16 protein-coding genes are annotated in these 18,360 nt (G+C 67.5%); 7 read left to right on the top strand and 9 right to left on the bottom strand.

Annotated features, from left to right (window positions below; translation table 11 throughout):
- The 8 genes from ACZ4EG_RS44725 to ACZ4EG_RS44690 form a co-directional block, all read right to left on the bottom strand.
- Positions 1-1,236: an acyl-CoA dehydrogenase family protein gene (locus tag ACZ4EG_RS44725; RefSeq protein WP_467794799.1), complete on the bottom strand. Its 1,236-nt coding sequence runs from the start codon at positions 1,234-1,236 to the stop codon at positions 1-3.
- Positions 1,223-2,035: an enoyl-CoA hydratase-related protein gene (locus ACZ4EG_RS44720; RefSeq protein ID WP_467794798.1), complete on the bottom strand. Its 813-nt coding sequence runs from the start codon at positions 2,033-2,035 to the stop codon at positions 1,223-1,225. The genes ACZ4EG_RS44725 and ACZ4EG_RS44720 overlap by 14 nt, the downstream gene beginning before the upstream one ends.
- A complete protein-coding gene (locus ACZ4EG_RS44715) occupies positions 2,032-2,850 on the bottom strand; it encodes an SDR family oxidoreductase (protein ID WP_467794797.1) in 819 nt (272 codons plus the stop codon). The genes ACZ4EG_RS44720 and ACZ4EG_RS44715 overlap by 4 nt, the downstream gene beginning before the upstream one ends.
- A 191-nt stretch (positions 2,851-3,041) precedes the next feature.
- Positions 3,042-3,734, bottom strand: coding sequence for a TetR/AcrR family transcriptional regulator (locus ACZ4EG_RS44710; protein WP_467794796.1), 693 nt, complete (start codon positions 3,732-3,734; stop codon positions 3,042-3,044).
- A gap of 72 nt (positions 3,735-3,806) precedes the next feature.
- On the bottom strand, positions 3,807-4,772 hold the full coding sequence (locus ACZ4EG_RS44705; protein ID WP_467794795.1) for an NAD(P)H-dependent flavin oxidoreductase: 966 nt from the start codon (positions 4,770-4,772) through the stop codon (positions 3,807-3,809).
- A gap of 68 nt (positions 4,773-4,840) precedes the next feature.
- Complete coding sequence (locus tag ACZ4EG_RS44700) at positions 4,841-6,367, bottom strand: AMP-binding protein (RefSeq protein ID WP_263214512.1); 1,527 nt, start codon at positions 6,365-6,367, stop codon at positions 4,841-4,843.
- Between the two features lie 83 nt (positions 6,368-6,450).
- Entirely contained in the window at positions 6,451-7,089 is a 639-nt protein-coding gene (locus ACZ4EG_RS44695) for an HAD family hydrolase (protein WP_467794794.1), read from the bottom strand.
- 1 nt (position 7,090) lies between these two features.
- On the bottom strand, positions 7,091-8,290 hold the full coding sequence (locus tag ACZ4EG_RS44690; RefSeq protein WP_467794793.1) for an acetyl-CoA C-acyltransferase: 1,200 nt from the start codon (positions 8,288-8,290) through the stop codon (positions 7,091-7,093).
- Positions 8,291-8,618: 328 nt separating this feature from the next.
- Here ACZ4EG_RS44690 and ACZ4EG_RS44685 point away from each other — a divergent pair, with 328 nt between their 5' ends.
- From ACZ4EG_RS44685 to ACZ4EG_RS44675, 3 genes are all read left to right on the top strand, one after another.
- Entirely contained in the window at positions 8,619-9,461 is an 843-nt protein-coding gene (locus ACZ4EG_RS44685) for an alpha/beta fold hydrolase (RefSeq protein WP_467794810.1), read from the top strand.
- Between the two features lie 57 nt (positions 9,462-9,518).
- Positions 9,519-10,340: an SCO6745 family protein gene (locus ACZ4EG_RS44680; protein WP_467794792.1), complete on the top strand. Its 822-nt coding sequence runs from the start codon at positions 9,519-9,521 to the stop codon at positions 10,338-10,340.
- Between the two features lie 234 nt (positions 10,341-10,574).
- Positions 10,575-11,078 (top strand): P-type ATPase actuator domain-containing protein, encoded by a 504-nt coding sequence (locus ACZ4EG_RS44675; protein ID WP_467794791.1) that lies wholly within the window; start codon positions 10,575-10,577, stop codon positions 11,076-11,078.
- 925 nt (positions 11,079-12,003) lie between these two features.
- Here the strand turns inward: ACZ4EG_RS44675 and ACZ4EG_RS44670 are convergent.
- Positions 12,004-12,147, bottom strand: coding sequence for a hypothetical protein (locus tag ACZ4EG_RS44670; RefSeq protein WP_467794790.1), 144 nt, complete (start codon positions 12,145-12,147; stop codon positions 12,004-12,006).
- Positions 12,148-12,525: 378 nt separating this feature from the next.
- Between ACZ4EG_RS44670 and ACZ4EG_RS44665 the strand changes: the two genes are divergently transcribed.
- From ACZ4EG_RS44665 to ACZ4EG_RS44650, 4 genes are read left to right on the top strand one after another with little or no spacing between them, the layout of a single operon-like run.
- Positions 12,526-12,837, top strand: a complete 312-nt coding sequence (locus tag ACZ4EG_RS44665; protein ID WP_467794789.1) for a hypothetical protein — start codon at positions 12,526-12,528, stop codon at positions 12,835-12,837.
- Positions 12,838-12,848: 11 nt separating this feature from the next.
- On the top strand, positions 12,849-17,219 hold the full coding sequence (locus ACZ4EG_RS44660) for a DUF6531 domain-containing protein (protein ID WP_467794788.1): 4,371 nt from the start codon (positions 12,849-12,851) through the stop codon (positions 17,217-17,219).
- On the top strand, positions 17,209-17,706 hold the full coding sequence (locus ACZ4EG_RS44655; protein WP_453562320.1) for an Imm50 family immunity protein: 498 nt from the start codon (positions 17,209-17,211) through the stop codon (positions 17,704-17,706). Before ACZ4EG_RS44660 ends, ACZ4EG_RS44655 begins: the two co-directional genes overlap by 11 nt.
- The gene (locus ACZ4EG_RS44650) at positions 17,696-18,100 is read left to right on the top strand and encodes an Imm50 family immunity protein (RefSeq protein ID WP_467794787.1); all 405 of its coding nucleotides are present in this window, start codon (positions 17,696-17,698) and stop codon (positions 18,098-18,100) included. The genes ACZ4EG_RS44655 and ACZ4EG_RS44650 overlap by 11 nt, the downstream gene beginning before the upstream one ends.
- Positions 18,101-18,360: the final 260 nt, after the last annotated feature.

The raw sequence follows: 18,360 nt of genomic DNA, 5'->3' as shown, positions 1-18,360 counted from the left end.
TCAGCTCACCGCCGCCGTCGCCGTCGCCGCGACGCGGTACTGCCGCAGTTCCTGTCGGGCGATGGCCCGCTTGTGGACCTCGTCAGGGCCGTCCGCCAGCCGCAGCGTCCGCAGGTGCGCGTACATCATCGCCAACGGGAAGTCCTCGGTCACTCCCGCCGCTCCGTGCACCTGGATCGCGCGGTCGATGATCTTCAGGGCGATGTTCGGAGCGGCCACCTTGATGGCCGCGATCTCGGTGCGCGCTTCCTTGTTCCCGGCCGTGTCCATCAGATACGCGGCCTTGAGCGTGAGCAGGCGGATCATCTCGATGTCGATCCGCGCTTCCGCGATCCAGTCCTGGATGTTGGACCGTTCGGCAACCGGACGACCGAATGTCACCCGTGACTGCGCGCGCCGGCACATCAGCTCCAGCGCCCGCTCGGCCGCGCCAATGGCCCGCATGCAGTGGTGGATACGGCCGGGACCGAGCCGGGCCTGGCTGATCGCGAAACCCTCACCCTCGCCCTTGAGGACGTCCTTGGCCGGTACCCGTACGTCGGTGAAGTCGATCTCGGCGTGCCCCTCGCGGTCCTGGTAGCCGAACACCGGCAGGCCGCGCATCACCGTGATCCCAGGGGCGTCGATGGGGACGACCATCATCGACTGCTGCCGGTGCGGAGCAGCGGTGGGGTCCGTCTTCCCCATGACGATGAGCACCTTGCAGTTGCGGTGCAGGGCGTTGGACGCGAACCACTTGCGGCCGTTGAGCACGTACTCGTCGCCGTCGCGCTCCATCCGCAGCTCGATGTTGGTGGCGTCGGAGCTGGCAACACGCGGCTCGGTCATCGCGAAGGCCGAAGCCATCGTCCCGTCGAGCAGGGGCTTGAGGTACTTCTCCTTGTGCTCGTCGCTGCCGAACAGCGTGAGCACCTCCATGTTGCCGGTGTCGGGAGCGTTGCAGTTGCATGCCTCGGGGGCGATGTGGCTGCGCCCCATGATCTCCGCCAGCGGCGCGTACTCGAGGTTGGTCAGTCCGAGGCCCCACTCCGGGTGCGGGTGGAAGAGGTTCCACAGTCCGCGCCCCCGCGCCTCCGCCTTGAGTTCCTCGATGATCGGCGGGTGGAAGTGCGGGTCACCCGACGCGCTCATCTGCTCGTGGTACACCGCCTCAGCGGGGTAGACATGCGAATCCATGAACTCCAGCAGATCCGCCTGGTACTTCTTGGCGCGGTCCGACATCTCAAACACGGACATGTGAACTCCTGACCGGGAGGGAGGGAAAATTCGGTGGGCGCTTGTCGAGGTGACTGGCCACGCCTTCGACGAGATCGGCCCCGCGGAAGGCCTGGAGCATGAGGCCCTCCGCCCGGGTCACGGAATCGGCGTAGGTGCCGTCCGCGTCGTTGTTCAACTGGCCCTTGATGGTGGCCATGGATGCCGGGGAACAGCGCGTCGCCAGATCGGTGGCGTACGAGACAGCGGCATCGACCACACTGCCGGTCGGGACTAGGTGGTCGAGAAGACCGATACGGAAAGCCTCCTCGGCGTCCACCATGCGACTGGACAGCAACAGGTCCGTTGCCCGGCTGTGCCCCACCAGCCGGGGCAACAGCCAGGAGATCCCGTACTCGGCGATCAGCCCGCGTTGCGCGAATGCCGTGGTGAACCGCGCCAAGGGCGAGCCGAAGCGAATGTCGCAGTAGAGCGCCTCCACCATGCCCAGACCGGCGGCCACCCCGTTGATCGCACCGATCAGCGGTTTGCGCAGGGTCAACGGCACATCGCGCGGCCGGCGTCGTGCCCGGTCCGCCTCGGCGACCTCGCCGAGCGCCTGCAGCCGCTGGAGGTCGGCTCCGGCGCAGAATCCGCGTCCCGCGCCGGTGACCACGAGGGCGCGTACGTCCGGATCGTCCTCGGCGGCGTCGAGCAGCGTGAAATAGCGGTCCTCGAGTTCGTCGGTCCAGGCGTTGAGCTTGGCCGGCCGGTTGAACGTGAGCACCAGCACCGGCCCGCGGTGTTCGGCGAGGACGAGCTCGCCCGGCGCGCCGGTCATGACTGCGCGAGAAGGGAGCTCTGGTAGCGGCGCATCCCGCGCAGCCACCGGTCGTAGTCCGAGCCCTTCTGCCGGTACATCTCAAGAACGTCTTCATGCGGCAGGATCAGGAAGCGCTCGTCCTCGATCGCGGCCAGGACTGCGTCGGCGACCTCGGCCGGCTCCAGGACGTCCCCCGCGGACGTGACGGCTCGCGTCGCGGCTCTTCCCAGAGCGTCCCCCGAACCCTCCCCGGAGGACAGCAGCTTGGTGTTCACCCCCATCGGGCACAGACAGCTGACGCGGACCCCGCGATCGCCGTAGGTGACGCTCAGCCATTCGGCGAAGGCGACGGCCGCGTGTTTGGTGACGGCGTACGTGGCGGAGCCGATCTGGGTGAGCAGCCCGGCCGCCGAGGCGGTACTGACGAAGTAGCCCTCACCGCGCTCGAGCCACCGCGGTACCAGCAGCTTTGCCGCACGGATGTGGGCTCGCAGGTTGACGTCGATCGAGAGGTCCCAGTCCTGCTCGCTCGCGTCGAGGTCGAGCGCCCCGGCGATGCCCGCGTTCGCGAAGTAGAAATCAACCGGACCGAAGGCGCTCTCCGCCAGGGTGACCAACTGCTGTATCTCGGCGGTGTCCGACACGTCAGCGCCGGCGCTGACGGTGCTTCCCGGATGGCCGGCGTTGACTGCCTCCGACACCGCCCGCGCGCTGTCCGCGTCGAGGTCCGCGACAACGACCCGGGCACCCTCGCGAGCGAGCCGTGCGACCAGCGCGCTGCCGATCCCGCCACCGCCTCCGGTGACGATGGCGACTCTTTGTGCAACGTTCACAGCGAACCCTCTCCGTGGCGGGGCGTGCGGTGCCGGGGCACGGCCCTCGCGATGCTGCGGCCGTGGCCCCGTCCACCTGTATAATTGAATCTGGCGTCAACTTCAATCACCAGGTGTGCGTCACCCACGGAGAAGGCGCAAGCGATCGCCCCATACGCCGAGAAGGGCGAGGGGGGAAGAGAGAAGGTCGGTCAGTGGTGGCCGGGGAACCGCAGGGCGTTCGCCCAGAGCCGGGTGACCGTGGAGACGAGCTCCTCGAAGTCCACCGGCGTACCTTCTTCGTGCCGTTCGCCGAGCACGAAGGCGTTGTAGGCCATGACGCTGACCATGCCCGACAGTGCACGGGAGGCCATCATCGGATCGACCTCACGGTCGGCAACGCCCCGCGCCTGTAGGTCGGCGATGCCGCGGGCGTTGCGGCGGATGAACGCATCAGCGCGCCGGCTCCGGAACTCACGGAACTCCGGCTCAACTTGGGCGACCTGCTCAAGCAGTGCCATCAGTTTCGCATTCCGTTTGTATGCCTCGAGATACGCGCGATTGCTCGCCTCGAGTACCGCATATGGGTCGTCGGTGCCCTGCACCCGGCCCATGCCGGGGTGCATCATGTCCTCCTGGGCTTCCAGGAGAACGGCGGCAAGCACCTCTTCCTTGTTGGCGAAGTAGGTGTAGAAGGATCCCGCCGCACACTGAGCCTCTTTGGTGATGTCGGTCAGACGGGTGTCGAGGTAGCCGTCCCGTTCGAACACCTTCCGGGCGCCCTTCACCAAAGCGGCCCGTGTCCGCGCTCCCCGCTTCGTCGTCGGCAGCTCGCGAAGGTGCGAGAGGGGGGCCACCGGCGGTGCCTTCTCGCCGTCGCTCTCCTCAGGTGCGGTGTTGTCCATCCCCGGAAGTGTACTTGAATCCGACGCCAGACTCATAAATGCGCAGGCTCGATGCGGCTCTGGCGCACCCCTTTACAAGCGCCGAAGCCGGCTCTTCGCCTCGGCGTACTCACCGGCGAGGCGCTCGACGACCGCTGCCGCGGGAAGTACCGCTCCGATCACGCCGACGCCCTGACCCGCGCCCCAGATGTCCCGCCACGCCTTCGCCCCTTTGACGTCCTGGTTCCCGAAGTCCATGGCGGACGGATCGGAGCCGGGCAGTGCGGCCGGATCGAGCCCCGCGGCCTCGATGCTGCCACGGAGGTAGTTGCCGTGCACGCCGGTGAACAGGTCGGAGTACACGATGTCCGCAGCTGTGGAGTCCACGATCATCTGCTTGTACTGGTCCTCCGCGCTCGCCTCGTCGGTAGCGATGAACGCCGAACCCACGTAGGCGAGGTCCGCGCCGGCGGCCTGCGCGGCGAGGATCGAGCGGCCGTGAGCGATGGAGCCCGACAGCAGAAGAGGGCCGTCGAACCAGTCGCGAACCTCCTGGACGAGCGCAAAGGGTGATTGAGTGCCGGCGTGCCCACCCGCGCCCGCGGCGACGGCGATCAGGCCGTCCGCGCCCTTCTCCACCGCCTTGCGCGCGAACCGGTTGCTGATGACATCGTGCAGCACGATGCCGCCGTAGGAGTGGACCGCATCGTTGACATCAGCCCGGGCACCGAGAGAGGTGATGATGATCGGCACCTCGAACTCCACGACGGTCGCGAGGTCCTCCTCCAGGCGTGAGTTGGTCTTGTGCACAATGAGATTGACCGCGAACGGCGCGGACGGTGCCTCGGGATGGCCGGCGTCGTGCTTGGCCAACTCCTCCGTTATGTGCTGCAGCCACTCCCGCAGGGCCGACTGGGGCCGCGCGTTCAGCGCGGGGAAGGAACCCACGATGCCGGAGGCCGACTGGGCGATGACCAACTCCGGACTGGACACGATGAACATCGGCGATGCGACCACGGGCAGGCGCAGCCGGTCCCGCAGGATGGGGGGCAGGCTCATGAGCAACTCACCATGCGTCTTTCCTCTCTTTCTTCCGCAGCGGGCACATCTCTTCGTTCGACGGATGTTCAGTGCCGGCGGGCGGGTACGTCGCCGACTGCGGGATCGCGGGTCAGCTCCGTACGGTCGATGGACCGCTTGAGGATCTTCCCGGTCGGGCCCTTGGGCAGCGCGTCGACGAACCGGACGATGCGCGGGATCTTGTAGGCGGACAGCCGCTCTCGTGCCCAGCCCGACACCTCGGCGGCACCGAGCTCCGAACCGGGCCGGGCGGCGATGAGCGCGGCGACCTCCTCGCCGTAGTGCTCGTCGGGAACGCCGATCACGGCTGCCTCGACGATGTCCGGATGCTCGTAGAGAACTTCCTCGACCTCACCGGGGTAGACGTTGTAACCGCCGCGGATGATGAGGTCCTTGATCCGGTCGACGATGCGCAGGTCGCCGTCCGTGTCGGTTTCGCCGAGGTCGCCGGTCCGGAACCAGCCGTCGGACGAGATTGCCGCGGCGGTGTCCGCAGGGCGGTTCCAGTAACCGCGCATCACCGTGGGTCCCTTGATGTGGACCTCGCCGACGGTACCCGGAGGGCACTCGTTGCCGTCCTCGTCACGCACCTGAACCTGCAGCCGCGGGACTGCCCTGCCGGTGTACCCGGTCTTGCCGCCGCGGTCGATGTCGTTGAAGGTGCCGAACGCGGTGGTCTCGGTGAGCCCATACCCTTCGAGGATGGTGCAGCCGAAGCGGGCCTCGAAGGCTCGGGCGATCTCCCCGGGCAGTGAGGCGCCGCCGGAGACGGCGACACGGAGCCCCGCGAAGTCCGCCGGGTTCGCATCACCCGCCGCGTGCAGCATCGCGTTCCACATGGTCGGCACGCCGGCCATGATGGTGAGCCGGTCGCGGCGCAGCATGTCCAGCATCGACGCCGGGTCGAACCGGGCCAGCAAGGACATCGAGCCGCCCGCGGTCAGGGTCGCCATCATGACCGACGCCTGGCCGAACACGTGGAACAGCGGGAGTCCGGTGCCGGTACGGTCGGCGCTGGAGGCGCGGCTGCACTCGGCGCCGATCTCCCCGGCGGACAGCAGGTTCCCGACGGTGAGTTGGGCCCCCTTCGGCCGTCCCGTGGTGCCCGAGGTGTACAGGATGGCCGCGGTCTCGTCGCGGTCCCGGTCGACGACGTCGGCAGGGGTTGCACCGGTGACCGACGCGCCCGGGGACAGCGTCCAGAAGGGCACCTTGAGTGCCGCTGCCGCCTCCGCGACGGCGGGGCCGAGGGCGTGCCATGCGATCGCCAATGAGCACCCGGCGTCGCCGAGGACGTACTCCACCTCGGCCCGGGTGACCATCGTGTTGACCGGCACCACGACACAGCCCGCGGCCTGGATCCCGAGGTAGGCCACCACGAACTCGGGCACCGACGGCGCCGCGAGCAGCACCCGGTCCCCGGGGGACAGGCCCGCGGCGGCCAAGGCGCCCGCGTACCGTACGCTCGCGTCACTCAGCTGACGGTACGTCCACTGATCCGCGCCGCCACGCAGCGCGATGTTGTCAGGAGTTGCAGCCGCGTGGCGGCGGACCGGGTCGAGAACACTGGCCATGAGCGGTGCCTTCCGGGGTGTGAGCAGGTGATGCGGTGCGGATCCCACATGACCGGTCTCCTTGCGACCGGTCGGTCGATCGGTCAGGCGGTGATCCCGAAGAGTTCGGCGAGTTGACGGCGAGTGTCGGCGGCGCCGGTGTGCAATACGCCCCCGATTCCGATCCGCGCCGCTCCGTCGAGGTTCTGCTGCAGATCGTCGATCATGACTGCCTCCTCGGGGTCGATACCGAGGCGTTCACATGCGATCGCGTAAATCCGCCGGGAGGGCTTGCGGATCCCCACCTCGGCGGAGATGACGACCACGTCGGCAACGGCGGCGAGGTCGACGCCGTCGTAGGCTCCGGTACCGAACGAGTTGGACACCAGCGCAACCGGACGGCCGGCGGCCCGAAGGTCACCGAGCAGCGCGAGCATGTCCTGGTCGATCGACATTCCCGCTTGCATCCGGGCCGTGAGCCCCTCGGCCGGTACGTCGGCGCCGTGGACGCGGAGGCGTTCGGCGAATCCCCGCTCGAAGGCTTCGGTGTCGATACGGCCGCACTCGTGGTCGGCCAGGAGAGTGCGTGATGGCGAGTCCCGGGCGAGGAGGTCCAGCGGCAGGCGCGGGTCACCGCCGAGCGAGGCGCCGAAGTCGGTGAAAGCCTGCAGCACACTGGAGGTGATGACCCCACCGAAGTCCACGAGGACCGAAGTTCGGACCTTTTCCGTCCCGCTCGACACCTCAGGCAACCTCGAACAGTCCGGCTGCGCCCATTCCGCCGCCGACGCACATCGAGATCACCACATACCGGACGCCTCGGCGCTTGCCCTCGATAAGGGCATGCCCCACCAGCCGGGCACCGGTCATTCCGTACGGATGACCGACCGAGATCCCGCCGCCATTGACGTTGAACCGCTCCGGGTCGATGTGCAGTTCGTCACGGCAGTACAACGCCTGGGAAGCGAACGCCTCGTTGAGTTCCCACAGCCCGATGTCGTCGACGGCGAGGTCGTGCTGCTTCAGCAGTTTCGGAATGGCGAACACCGGACCGATGCCCATCTCGTCCGGCCCGCAACCGGCAACGGTCATACCCCGGTAGACGCCCAGCGGCTCCAGTCCGCGGCGCTCGGCCTCCTTCGACTCCATCAGCACCGACGCCGAAGCCCCGTCCGACAACTGCGAGGAGTTTCCCGCCGTGACGCTGGAGTGCGCGGTCACCTGACCGTCGGGCAGCACCGGCGCCAGCCCGGCCAGGCCCTCCAGTGTGGTCGACGGGCGGTTGCCCTCGTCCCTGGTCAGGGTGACCTCCTCGTCCCGCACCTCCCCGGACTGCTTGTCGAGAACCTTCTTGACGCTGGTGAGTGCGACGATCTCCCGGTCGAACCGGCCGGCCTCCTGCGCCGCCGCGGTGCGCTGCTGTGACAGCAGCGCGAACTCGTCCTGGCGTTCCCGGCTCACGCCGTAGCGTTCGGCGACGATCTCCGCCGTCTGCAACATCGGCATGTAGATGCTCGGCTTGTGCTCGACCAGCCAGGGATCCGCCGCACGGTGGGTGTTCATGTGGTCGTTCTGCACCAAGGAGATCGACTCGACACCGCCGCCGGCAGCGACCTGCATGCCATCGGTGACAATCTGCTTGGCGGCCGTCGCGATGGCCATCAGGCCCGACGAGCACTGCCGGTCGATCGTCATTCCCGACACGGTGTCCGGAAGTCCGGCACGGAGAACGGCCTGGCGCGCGACGTTGAAACCGGCGGAGCCCTGCTGCGCGGCGCAGCCGAAGATCACATCCTCGACCTCGGCTCCCTCGAGCCCGGCGCGCCGCACCGCGTGCGAAAGGGCATGGGCGGCGAGTTCCTGCGCCTGGGTGTCGTTGAAGGCGCCGCGATAGGCCTTTCCGATCGGCGTCCGTGCCGTCGAAACGATGACTGCTTCCCTCATGTCGCCTCACTGTTTCCTGTTGGTCCGGTTCGCCCCGGAGCATGGGGGCCGGAGTTCCGAGCTCCGTGAGCCGGGCTCGATCGCTGATAGGCGGGCCGAACGCCAACTTCGGTGCGGCGGGCTCATTGACCGTCTCCCTCGGTGACCGATGGCATGAGCCATGGCCGCGGGGTGACGAGGGTCGGCCTCCCGATCGGTTATAGTTGAATCCGGCGTCACGTTCAACCAAGTCCTTGACGATCAGGGAAGCGGGGATGCGCACATGCTCGCGGTCTTGACAGCCCGCCCCTCTACCTGAAGGGTACCGACCAGTCGGTATGAAGGGTGGATCGTGACGGAACTGAGCATCTCCACCGGCGTGGGCGTGTTCGACGCGATCGTGGCTGGCCCGCCCGAGGGCCGCCCGGTGCTACTGCTGCACGGCTTCCCGCAGACGGGGCTGGTGTGGCAACGGCAGATCGCGGCACTGGCCGCGCACGGCTACCGGGTGGTGGCACCGAACCAACGTGGGTACTCCCCCGGCGCCCGCCCTCAGCGGCCCGAGGACTATCGCATCGGCCTTCTCGTCGACGACGTGGTCGCGATCACCGAGGAACTGGGCTGGGCGGCGTTCGACCTGGTCGGCCACGACTGGGGAGGCGCAGTGGCGTGGTGGACCGCTCACGCCCACCCCGGCCGCGTACGCACCCTGACGGTTGTCTCGACCCCGCACCCCGGCGCTCTGGCCACCACCCTGCGCACCGACCAGGATCAGCGCCGACGCTCGCGCTACATGATCGACTGGCGTGAACCACCCGCGACCGAAGAACGCATGCTCGCCCACGACGCCCAGGAGCTTCGCGCGTTCTACGCCGGAAAGGTCCCGCAGGACAGTACCGAGGCCTACGTACGGCACCTGTCCCAGCCGGGCGCTCTCACCGCGGCGCTGAACTGGTACCGGGCGGGCCGCCCCGACGGCGCGATCGGCGTCATCGACGTGCCCACGCTGTACGTCTGGAGCACGGAGGACAGCGCGTTCGGCCCGGCGGCCGCACAGCAGACGGGGCAGTGGGTCAACGGGCCGTACCGGTTCGAGACGCTCCAAGGCGTCAGCCACTGGGTCCCCGAGGAGGCGCCCGATGCGCTGAGCCGCCTGCTGCTCGAACACCTGCGAGCGCCTGGCGAGCACTGAAACCCGCAGAGCCCCCAGCGAATACCCCGTTCGTCCACTCTCCGTAGAGGTGACCCCATGAAGTCAGCGCGCGCGGCCTGGCGCCGCCTCGAGCCCGTACACGCGATGATCTACTTCGTCCCCGAGGCAAGGCGACGGTACGCGGACCTCGGACTGAGCGGACGCGCCGGGTACTTCACTTCCCGGAGCGCCGTCTTCGGCCGAGCATCCGCCGAGCTGGTCATCTCGACCTTCTACAACTTCAACCCTGCCTTCGTACGCCAGGCGGTCGACGGTGCCTGGGACGCCACGACGCCGCAGCAGGTGCTGGACGCGCGGTACGCCGCTGCGGGCGAAGCCCTGCGGCGGGCGGGAATCCACGAACTGCCCGCCCTGGACGAGGTCCTGGCGCTGACCCACCGGGCCGCCGAAGCGGCCTGCGAACACGCGCAGGGCCGGCCGCTGTTCGCCGCCCATGCCGCACTGCCCTGGCCCAAGGAGCCAGTACTGCAGTTGTGGCACGCCCAGACGCTGCTCCGGGAGTTCCGCGGAGACGGCCATGTCGCGTGCCTGCTGAGCGAGGGCGTCGGAGGCTTGGAGGCACTGATTCTGCACGCCGCCACCGGTGAGATTCCCGTCGACTTCCTCAAGGCGAGCCGCGCATGGCCCGAGGAGGAGTGGGCCGACGCCCAGGAGCGCTTGCGCAAGCGAGGCCTCCTCGACGGCGACTCCCTCAGCCCGGAAGGCGTACTCCTGCGCCGGCACATCGAGGACCGCACCGACCACCTGGCCCTCCCCGCCTACGCCGCCCTGGGTGACGCCGACTGCGAACGCCTCGCCGAACTCGCGAGCCCCTTCGGCCACGCCGTCGTCGAAGCCGGCCTCCTCAAGATCGGCTGACCGAGCCCTTCACACCCCATCCGCTTCGCCTACCCGCTCCCCGTGACCGTGAACTGCCGGCTCTTCGGCGTACCGCGCGAGGACGATCTCGGGACCGGAGGGCCCTCATGGTGACCGCGACGGCGGCGCAAGACCGGCGCGTGGGGGATCTGGAGACGACCGGCGCGGGGCTGTCGTCGGAGGAGGTCGAACGGCGGCTGGTTGCCGGTGCTGTGGCACCAGTTGCGCTTACCGTTGCTCCTTCTGCCGGTTGCCACCGCCGTCGTCTCCTACTTCGTCGGCGAGCGCGGCAACGCCGTGATCATCGCGGTGATCGTCGCCCTCTCCGTAGGCCTGGGCTTCACCAACGAGTACCGCGCGGAGAAGACCGCGGAATCCCTGCACGGTCAGATCCGTCACCGGTCGCTGGCGCTGCGCGACGGGCGGCCCACGGAAGTAGAAGTGACCGGTCTGGTTCCGGGTGACGTGGTGGACCTGCGGCTCGGCGACATCGTGCCCGCGGATCTGCGGCTGCTGGAGGTCACCGGCCTGGAGTGCGGCGAGTCGGTGCTGACCGGCGAGTCGCTGCCGGTCGACAAGGACACCGCCACCGCACCCCCCGGCGCGGCACTGGCGGAGCTGTCCGGCTGCGCGCTGATGGGCACCGCAGTGCACGCCGGCAGCGGGCGCGGAGTGGTGGTCGCCACGGGGGCCGCCGCCCTCGCGGTCGGCATCTCGCCTCCGGCTCACGCCGGATGAGCCGCCGTAAGGTGCTGGTCAAGCGGCTGGTGTGCATCGAGGACCTCGGCGACGTCGAGGTCCTGTTCACCGACAAGACCGGCACCTTGACCAAGGGCCGGATCGACTATCAGGGCGAACCGCCGATGCGCGTGCACCCAGCGTCACCCTTGTACGGAGCCGACAGGTATGTACCGCAACCAGTGTTTCGCGTCCGTCAAGGAGAACGGCTGTGTCCGCCCGAAAGTAGCTCTCCAGCAGACGAAAGCGCACGGTCGGCCCATAGGCAGACCGGCCTGACGCCACATCCCACTGAGTCCGAGCCGGGCGGTGACCTTGCAAGCGACTGACACACCATCAGGTACAGCGTCAGTCGAGCGTCAAGACAACGCGTCGGGGATTCTCCACTGCCGCCCCCGACTCCATGCAAGCCAACCGCGTGGCTCGGGAAAGGCGCAGGTCACCAGCGCCAGGAACCGAAGGTGCCAGCTCCACGTGATGGACTTCGGGAAACAGGTCGACAGCACCCGTCGACACCTGAGCATCCTGGGAAAACCGCAGGTCAGAGCCCCTTCGTAGCGGGCTCCAAAATAGCCACGCACTCCACGTGCGACGTCATCGGGAACACGTCGACTTCGAGGGGCAGCCTGGTACTCGATTGGCGTCAGGCCCACACCTTGTACTCCAGTGAAATACGGCCACGTCTGCCCGCCGACTCTGCCCTTCCGAAGCAGCTGGTCCATGCCACGCGCCCAAGCTTGCAGATCGCTCCTCGACAGCCTCACCCGGAACCGCAACCGCGCCCCCGTAGCCCTGGGCAAGCTGATCACCCCGGAGAAGCACGATGACCCTGGCGGCCTCCCGTCATCGACTGCCATTGCTCAGCAGAGTCGTGGTTGCCGGCCTTCGTCCAGCTCACCAGAGAGCAGCCACGACTCCGGTTCACCTACCGGGACCTGGACCTTGCGGTGTCGTCGGCGGCTATCTGCTGCTGGCAGGCTCGCAGGAAGCCCTCGCCCCCTACCGCGGCACCCACGCCACCACGATCGTCGAGCCCCTCGACCAGGTCCTGCACCTCACCGAGCAACACGGCGGGACGATCTTCGACGGATCCAACGAGGTCTCACCAGTGGCAACCTGACAGAGCGGCACCCCGACGGCGTGACCATCGAGTACCTGCAGTCCACGCAGCCGCGCAGTCAGCACTCGCATGAGATGACCAGCCGCCCCGAACCAGACACGCCCGGCGGTACGGACACCCGTCTTGACTGACCCGGGGCACTCGCCTGATCAACCGCGGGAGCCGGCATTTGACCGTGCCGCTCCTCTCGGCATCCACTGCGCGCCTTTGCCTGTTCTTGATCTTGCCTATACCTTCCGCAGACCCGCTTTCCTTAGTGTCGATGGGGTTGGCATGTGCACAGAGTGAAGTGCGTGCGTGTACGGGGAAGTTACGGGGGCGGGTCTCATGTCCGATTTGGCGAAGGAAGCCGCGTCGATGCACAAGGCGGCGTCGGGGCTGCGCACGGTGGGGCATCACACGACGAAGCCGTTGGCGGCGTTCAAGGAGCAGCAGCACGACCTGAAGGCGTTGGGGGCGCTGGGGTCGTTGCTGGGCGCGAAGGACGAGATAGAGAAGGGCATGACCACTCTGTCCAAGCTGACCAAGCAGCTGGAGGAGGAGTGGGAGGCGGAGGCGAAGCTGATCGGTGAGGTATCCGACACCTTCGATCTGCTGGACCTTCTGCTGGCGGCCGCGGCCCGGGCGAAGAAGGGCTGAGCGGCACAGTCATGGTAGATCTCAACCCTCTGCACTACATCAACAGAGCCAACCACTGGTTCGGCGACAAGCTCGCCAGTCGTCTGGAGTTCCTGGGGATCACGGATCCGGCGGTGGATCCGGACGGGGTCCGGGAGATCGCCAAGAAGTGGCGGCACCTGGCGAAGGGGCTGGAGGACGCGTCGGCGGCCGCCGAGCGGGCGTTGTCGGGGGTGGAGTGGGAGGGCAAGGCGGCCAAGGCCTTCCACAAGCGGTCCAAGTCGGCCCGAAAGAGCGCGAACGAGATGGCGCATTCGCTGCGGGAGGGCGCGAAGGCGCTGGACGACTTCGCGGACAAGGCGCACGAGTTGCTCTCCGAGATCGGCGTGATGCTCGCGGAGATCGCCGAGTTCGAGATCGCGGGACTTGCACTGTCGATCCTCACCGCCGGTGCCTCCGAAGTGGCCTCGAACCTGATCGCCGGCGAGCGGGCGCTGAAGGTCGTGGCGCTGGTCGGGCGGATCGAGGAGGAGGGTACGGCGCTCGGGTCCGTGGTGCGCGGGGTGATGGAGGTCATCCGGGGCGTGGAGCGTGCGCTGCAGGCGCTCAAGGAGATCCGCGGTGTTGCCCAAGTGGGCAAGATGGCGGCCGAGGGGGCGAAGTTCTCCGCGTTCGAGACGCTGCTGAAGGATCCGGGCGCGTTCAAGGATCCGGGCAAGCTGGCCGGGATCCTCACCGAGGGTGCGCTGATGGGCGTCGGGTTCGGGGTGCTGGGCAAGGCGCTCGGCAAGGGGCTGAAGGCGCTGAAGCCCAGCCAGCTGGCCGAGCTGGCCAAGGGGATGAAGCTCAACTGCGCCGCCTTCGAGCGCCTCAAGCTGAACCCGGGCTTCAACAAGCTGCCGGCCTCGGTCCGCAACATGGTCAAGAAGTTCGTGCGGGATCCGATCGACGTGGCCACCGGGGACATGTCGCTGCCGCGCACCGATGTGACCCTGCCCGGCGTACTTCCGCTAATCCTGGAGCGCACGCACATATCGTCGTACCGGTGGGGCGGCTGGTTCGGCCCGTCCTGGGCGTCGACCCTTGACCAGCGCGTCCAGGCCGACGACGACGGCTTCGTCTACGCGACTGCCGACGGCGCCCGCCTCTGCTTCCCACGCCCGGACATCGAGACCGACGAGCCCGTCCGCCCCGACACGCCCGGCTCCCGCCTGACCCTCTCCTGGGACAGCGAGGTCGACGGCGGCATCCGTGTCGCCGACCCCGACGCGGGCCTGACGTACGTCTTCCACAGTCCCGTCGCGGCCGCCGGCGACACCGCCGTGGACCTGCCTCTGCAGTACATCCAGGACCGCAACGGCAACCGGATCACCATCGAGTACGAGGAGGGTGACGTCCCCGGAGCGGTGGTCCACTCCGGCGGCTACCGGATCGCCCTCGACCACGACCACGCCCGCTCCCGCGTCACGGGCCTGCGCCTGATCGACCCCGCCCACCCGGACCGGCCCAACACCACGCTGCTCACCTTCGCGTACGACGAGCACGGTCACCTGTCCGAGGAGTTCAACTCCTCGGGGCTGCCGATGCGTTACACCTACGACGCCGACGGGCGCATCACGTCGTGGACCGACCGGAACGGCACCACCTACTGGTACGAGTACGACCAGCGTGGCCGCGTCATCGCCACCGGCGGCACGGGCAACGCCCTCGCCTCCACCCTCACCTACGACGATGCAACACGCGCCACCCGCGTCACCGACTCCCACGGCCACACCCGCGTCTACGAACACAACCAGGCCCTCCGCCCGGTCCGCGAGACCGACCCGCTCGGCCACGTCACCACTCAGGAATGGGACGCCGGGTGCCGGTTGACCGCTGTCACCGACCCGCTCGGCCACACCACCCGATACGCGCACGATGAGAATGGACGTCTCGTATCGATCACACGCCCGGACGGTCATGAAACGGCCACCGAATACAACGGCTTGGGACGTCCAGTGGCTGTGGTGGTACCGGGTGGCGCGGTGTGGCGGCAGGAGTACGACAAGCGAGGCAACCGCATTGCTCTGACGGACGCGTCCGGCACTGTCACGCGCTTCTCATACGACGATCACGGACGCCTGACCGCGCTCACCGACGCGCTTGGCGCCACCACGCTCATGCGCTGCAACGCGGCCGGACTCCCTCTGGCGGTCACAGATCCCTCAGGCGCGGTCACGCGCTATGAGCGGAACTCCTTCGGCCGTGTGGTCACCATGGTCGACGCGACCGGCGCGACGACACAACTGGATTGGACGGTCGAAGGGCGGCCTCTCCGGCGAACCCTGCCGGACGGTGGCGTCGAAGCGTGGACGTACGACGGCGAAGGCAACTGCATCAACCACACCGATCCCGTCGGCGCGATCACCTCGTTCGAGTACACGCATTTCGACCTCGTCGCCGCGCGCACCGGCCCCGACGGCGTACGCCACGAGTTCGTCCACGACAGCGAGCTGCGCCTCACCCAAGTGATCAGCTCGGCCGGCCTCGACTGGAGCTACCAATACGATTCCGCAGGCCGCCTCGTCTCCGAAGTCGACTTCGACGACCGCACCCACAGCTACACCCACGATGCCGCAGGCCGCCTCCTGAGCCGCACCAATGCGCTAGGTCAGACGGTGCGCTACGAACGCAACCCACTGGGCCAGATGATCCGCAAGGACGTCGAAGGCCAGGTCACCACGTTCGCCTACGCCCCCTCCGGTCGGCTCGTCAAAGCCACCGGACCGGGCACCGCGCTCTCGATGGAACTCGACCAACGCGGAAACCGCCTGTCGGAGACAGTGAACGGCCGCACCCTGCGCCACGCCTACGATCCCCTGGGCCGCCGCACCCATCGCACCACACCCACCGGCGCAACCAGCACGTGGACATATGACGCGGCCGGCCGCCCCGCCGAACTCACTGTCTCCGGGCACGCGATCGGCTTCGTGCGTGACGAACTCGGCCGTGAGACCGCCTACCGCTACGGCGAGACACTCGCTCTGTCGCACACGTTCGACGCGGTGGGTCGGCTCACTGAGCAGAACCTGATCACAGACACGGGCGTGATCCAGCGACGCGCTTACTCGTACCGCCCGGACGGCGCCCTGACCCAGATCGAGGACCTCAACGGCACCCGGCGTATCGACCTCGACGCCGCGGGCCGCGCCACCGCCGTCCGCGCCGAGAACTGGACGGAGCGCTACGCCTACGACGACGCCGGTAACCAGACCTTCGCGGACTGGCCCGCCGCTCACCCCCACCATGACGCCACGGGGCAGCGCGCCTACACAGGCACCCGCATCACCCGCGCAGGCAGCGTCCGTTACGAACACGATGTCGCGGGCCGCATCGTGCTGCGCCAGAAGACCCGTTTGTCCCGCAAACCGGACACCTGGCGTTACACCTGGGACGCCGAGGACCGTCTGACCTCCGTCGTCACTCCCGACGGCACCCGCTGGCGTTACCAGTACGACCCGCTGGGAAGACGCGTCGCCAAACAGCGCCTCGCCGCCGACGATAAGAGCGTATTGGAGGAGACCACCTTCACCTGGGACGGACACACGCTCTGCGAGCAGACCACCAAGACCGGAGGCCGGCTCCATCCGGTCGTCCTCACCTGGGACCACAACGGTCGCCGCCCCTTGGCCCAGACGGAGCGCATCGTCGATGCCGACTCTCCACAAAGCGTCATCGACCAGCGTTTCTTCGCCATCGTCACCGACATCGTCGGCACCCCTACTGAACTCGTCGACGAAACGGGGGCCATAGCCTGGCGCGCCCGCGCGACGCTCTGGGGAACCACCACCTGGAACACCGACGCGACGGCCTACACGCCGCTCCGCTTCCCAGGCCAGTACTACGACCCCGAAACAGGTCTCCACCACAACTATTTCCGCACCTACGACCCGGAAACAGCCCGCTACATCAGCCCCGACCCGCTCGGGCTGGCTCCCGCGCCCAACCCGGTCACGTACGTCCACAATCCCCACACGTGGATCGACCCGCTGGGTCTCGCGCCGGAATGCGGCGAACGTGCCGGGCGCACACTCGCCGAAGCGAAGGCGCAGGCATTGCGGGACGCCGGTATTCCCGAAGGGGCGGAGCCACTCGAAGTCAACAACTTCGTCCCGGCCACGACGCCGGAATGGCAGGGTGCCAAGCAGCTCATGGGCGAGGACCACCAGCCCGTCTACTACACCGAAGAGGTCTACGAGCATCCGAACGGGGGAGACCTTATAGTCTTCCAGGACCACTGGTTCGGCCACCAGAAGCCAGGAGAACCCGGTTACCAACCCTCGCATGTCCATGTGAGACCGTTCGAGGACACACGTAACGGGCAGGTCCCCGGTTGCGAGGAGCACTATTACTATGACCGTTGAGGGATTCCTCGTGAATCCGGAGTCGCTGCGGTCACTATATGGCCACGTCCCAGACCTGATCGGTGTTCGGATCCGATCGATCAATCTGAACTGGCGCGGACCCACGCTGACCCTACGTTTCGATCTGCCTTTTTATCCCGGCAACACTCCACAGGAATGGATCGACGCGGGCCTGGACACGGTGCAGTGTCAATTCCAGTTCGTGGCAGTGGAAGGAATCTCCATCACCGACTGGGCTCCACCGGCCGTGGGCAACGTCGAGATGGTTCCGTGGGGAAGGGCGCGGCGTATGCGGGTGACCGTCCAAGGCAGAGGACTGTCGCTGGACTTCACCTGTAGTGAGTCCGTGCGCGTCGGTCACGTGAGCGCGTTCAAGATCAAGGAGAACGGAACCGACGAGGGAGTCCATCGGTTCTTGAGCAAGATCGACGCCCGACGTCACGGCTCTCTTCCCGGCACCGAGGAGAAGACGTTCTATGAGCACTGACTGGTCGCGCCTCCTTGTGTCCACCGAATACTTGGGGGAACTCTACGACCGCACTCCGCCTTCGGCCGACTCATGCGATCCGTTCTACGTGCACATCGACGAACGTGAGGACTCGGTGACCCTGGGGTTCCACACACGGGTCCTCCCGGTGAACCCCCCTGCGGAATGGCGCGCGAAGGGATTCAACGCCTTCGAGTTCTACCTCGTCTTCGCAGGAGTGGAAGGACTTCGGGTCACCGGTTGGGACGCTGTTGCAGCCGGAAGCATCGACATTTCCCGCCGCGAGAAACCTTTTGAGGTGATCCTTGGGTCACCAGATTCGGGAATCACATTCCGTGCTTCCACAGCTCGGTTGGCCAGGACACACGCGTATCTCGCCTCGGGCAGCATCTGAATGGCACGAGTTGAAGCGGGAGCCCCCTCCCAATAACAAACGGCCCTGACTCGGGTAAAAACCCAGGTCAGGGCCATGAAAGCAGACGAGTCGGGCTGTACGCTGGGGCAGTCAGACGCTCGGAGAGTGCCAGGCTGACCTGCGGAATCCATTTGGGACGGACATTGCGGGTGCCGATACATCATCCGCCCAGGCCGCAGCCTTGATCGTCGATCTATGGCATTGCCGCCCACCGTTCCCCATGTCTTCCCGTGGTCCAG

It is taken from the genome of Streptomyces sp. NPDC025638 (assembly GCF_055558775.1).
This window is presented reverse-complemented; position numbering and strand designations above follow the sequence as displayed.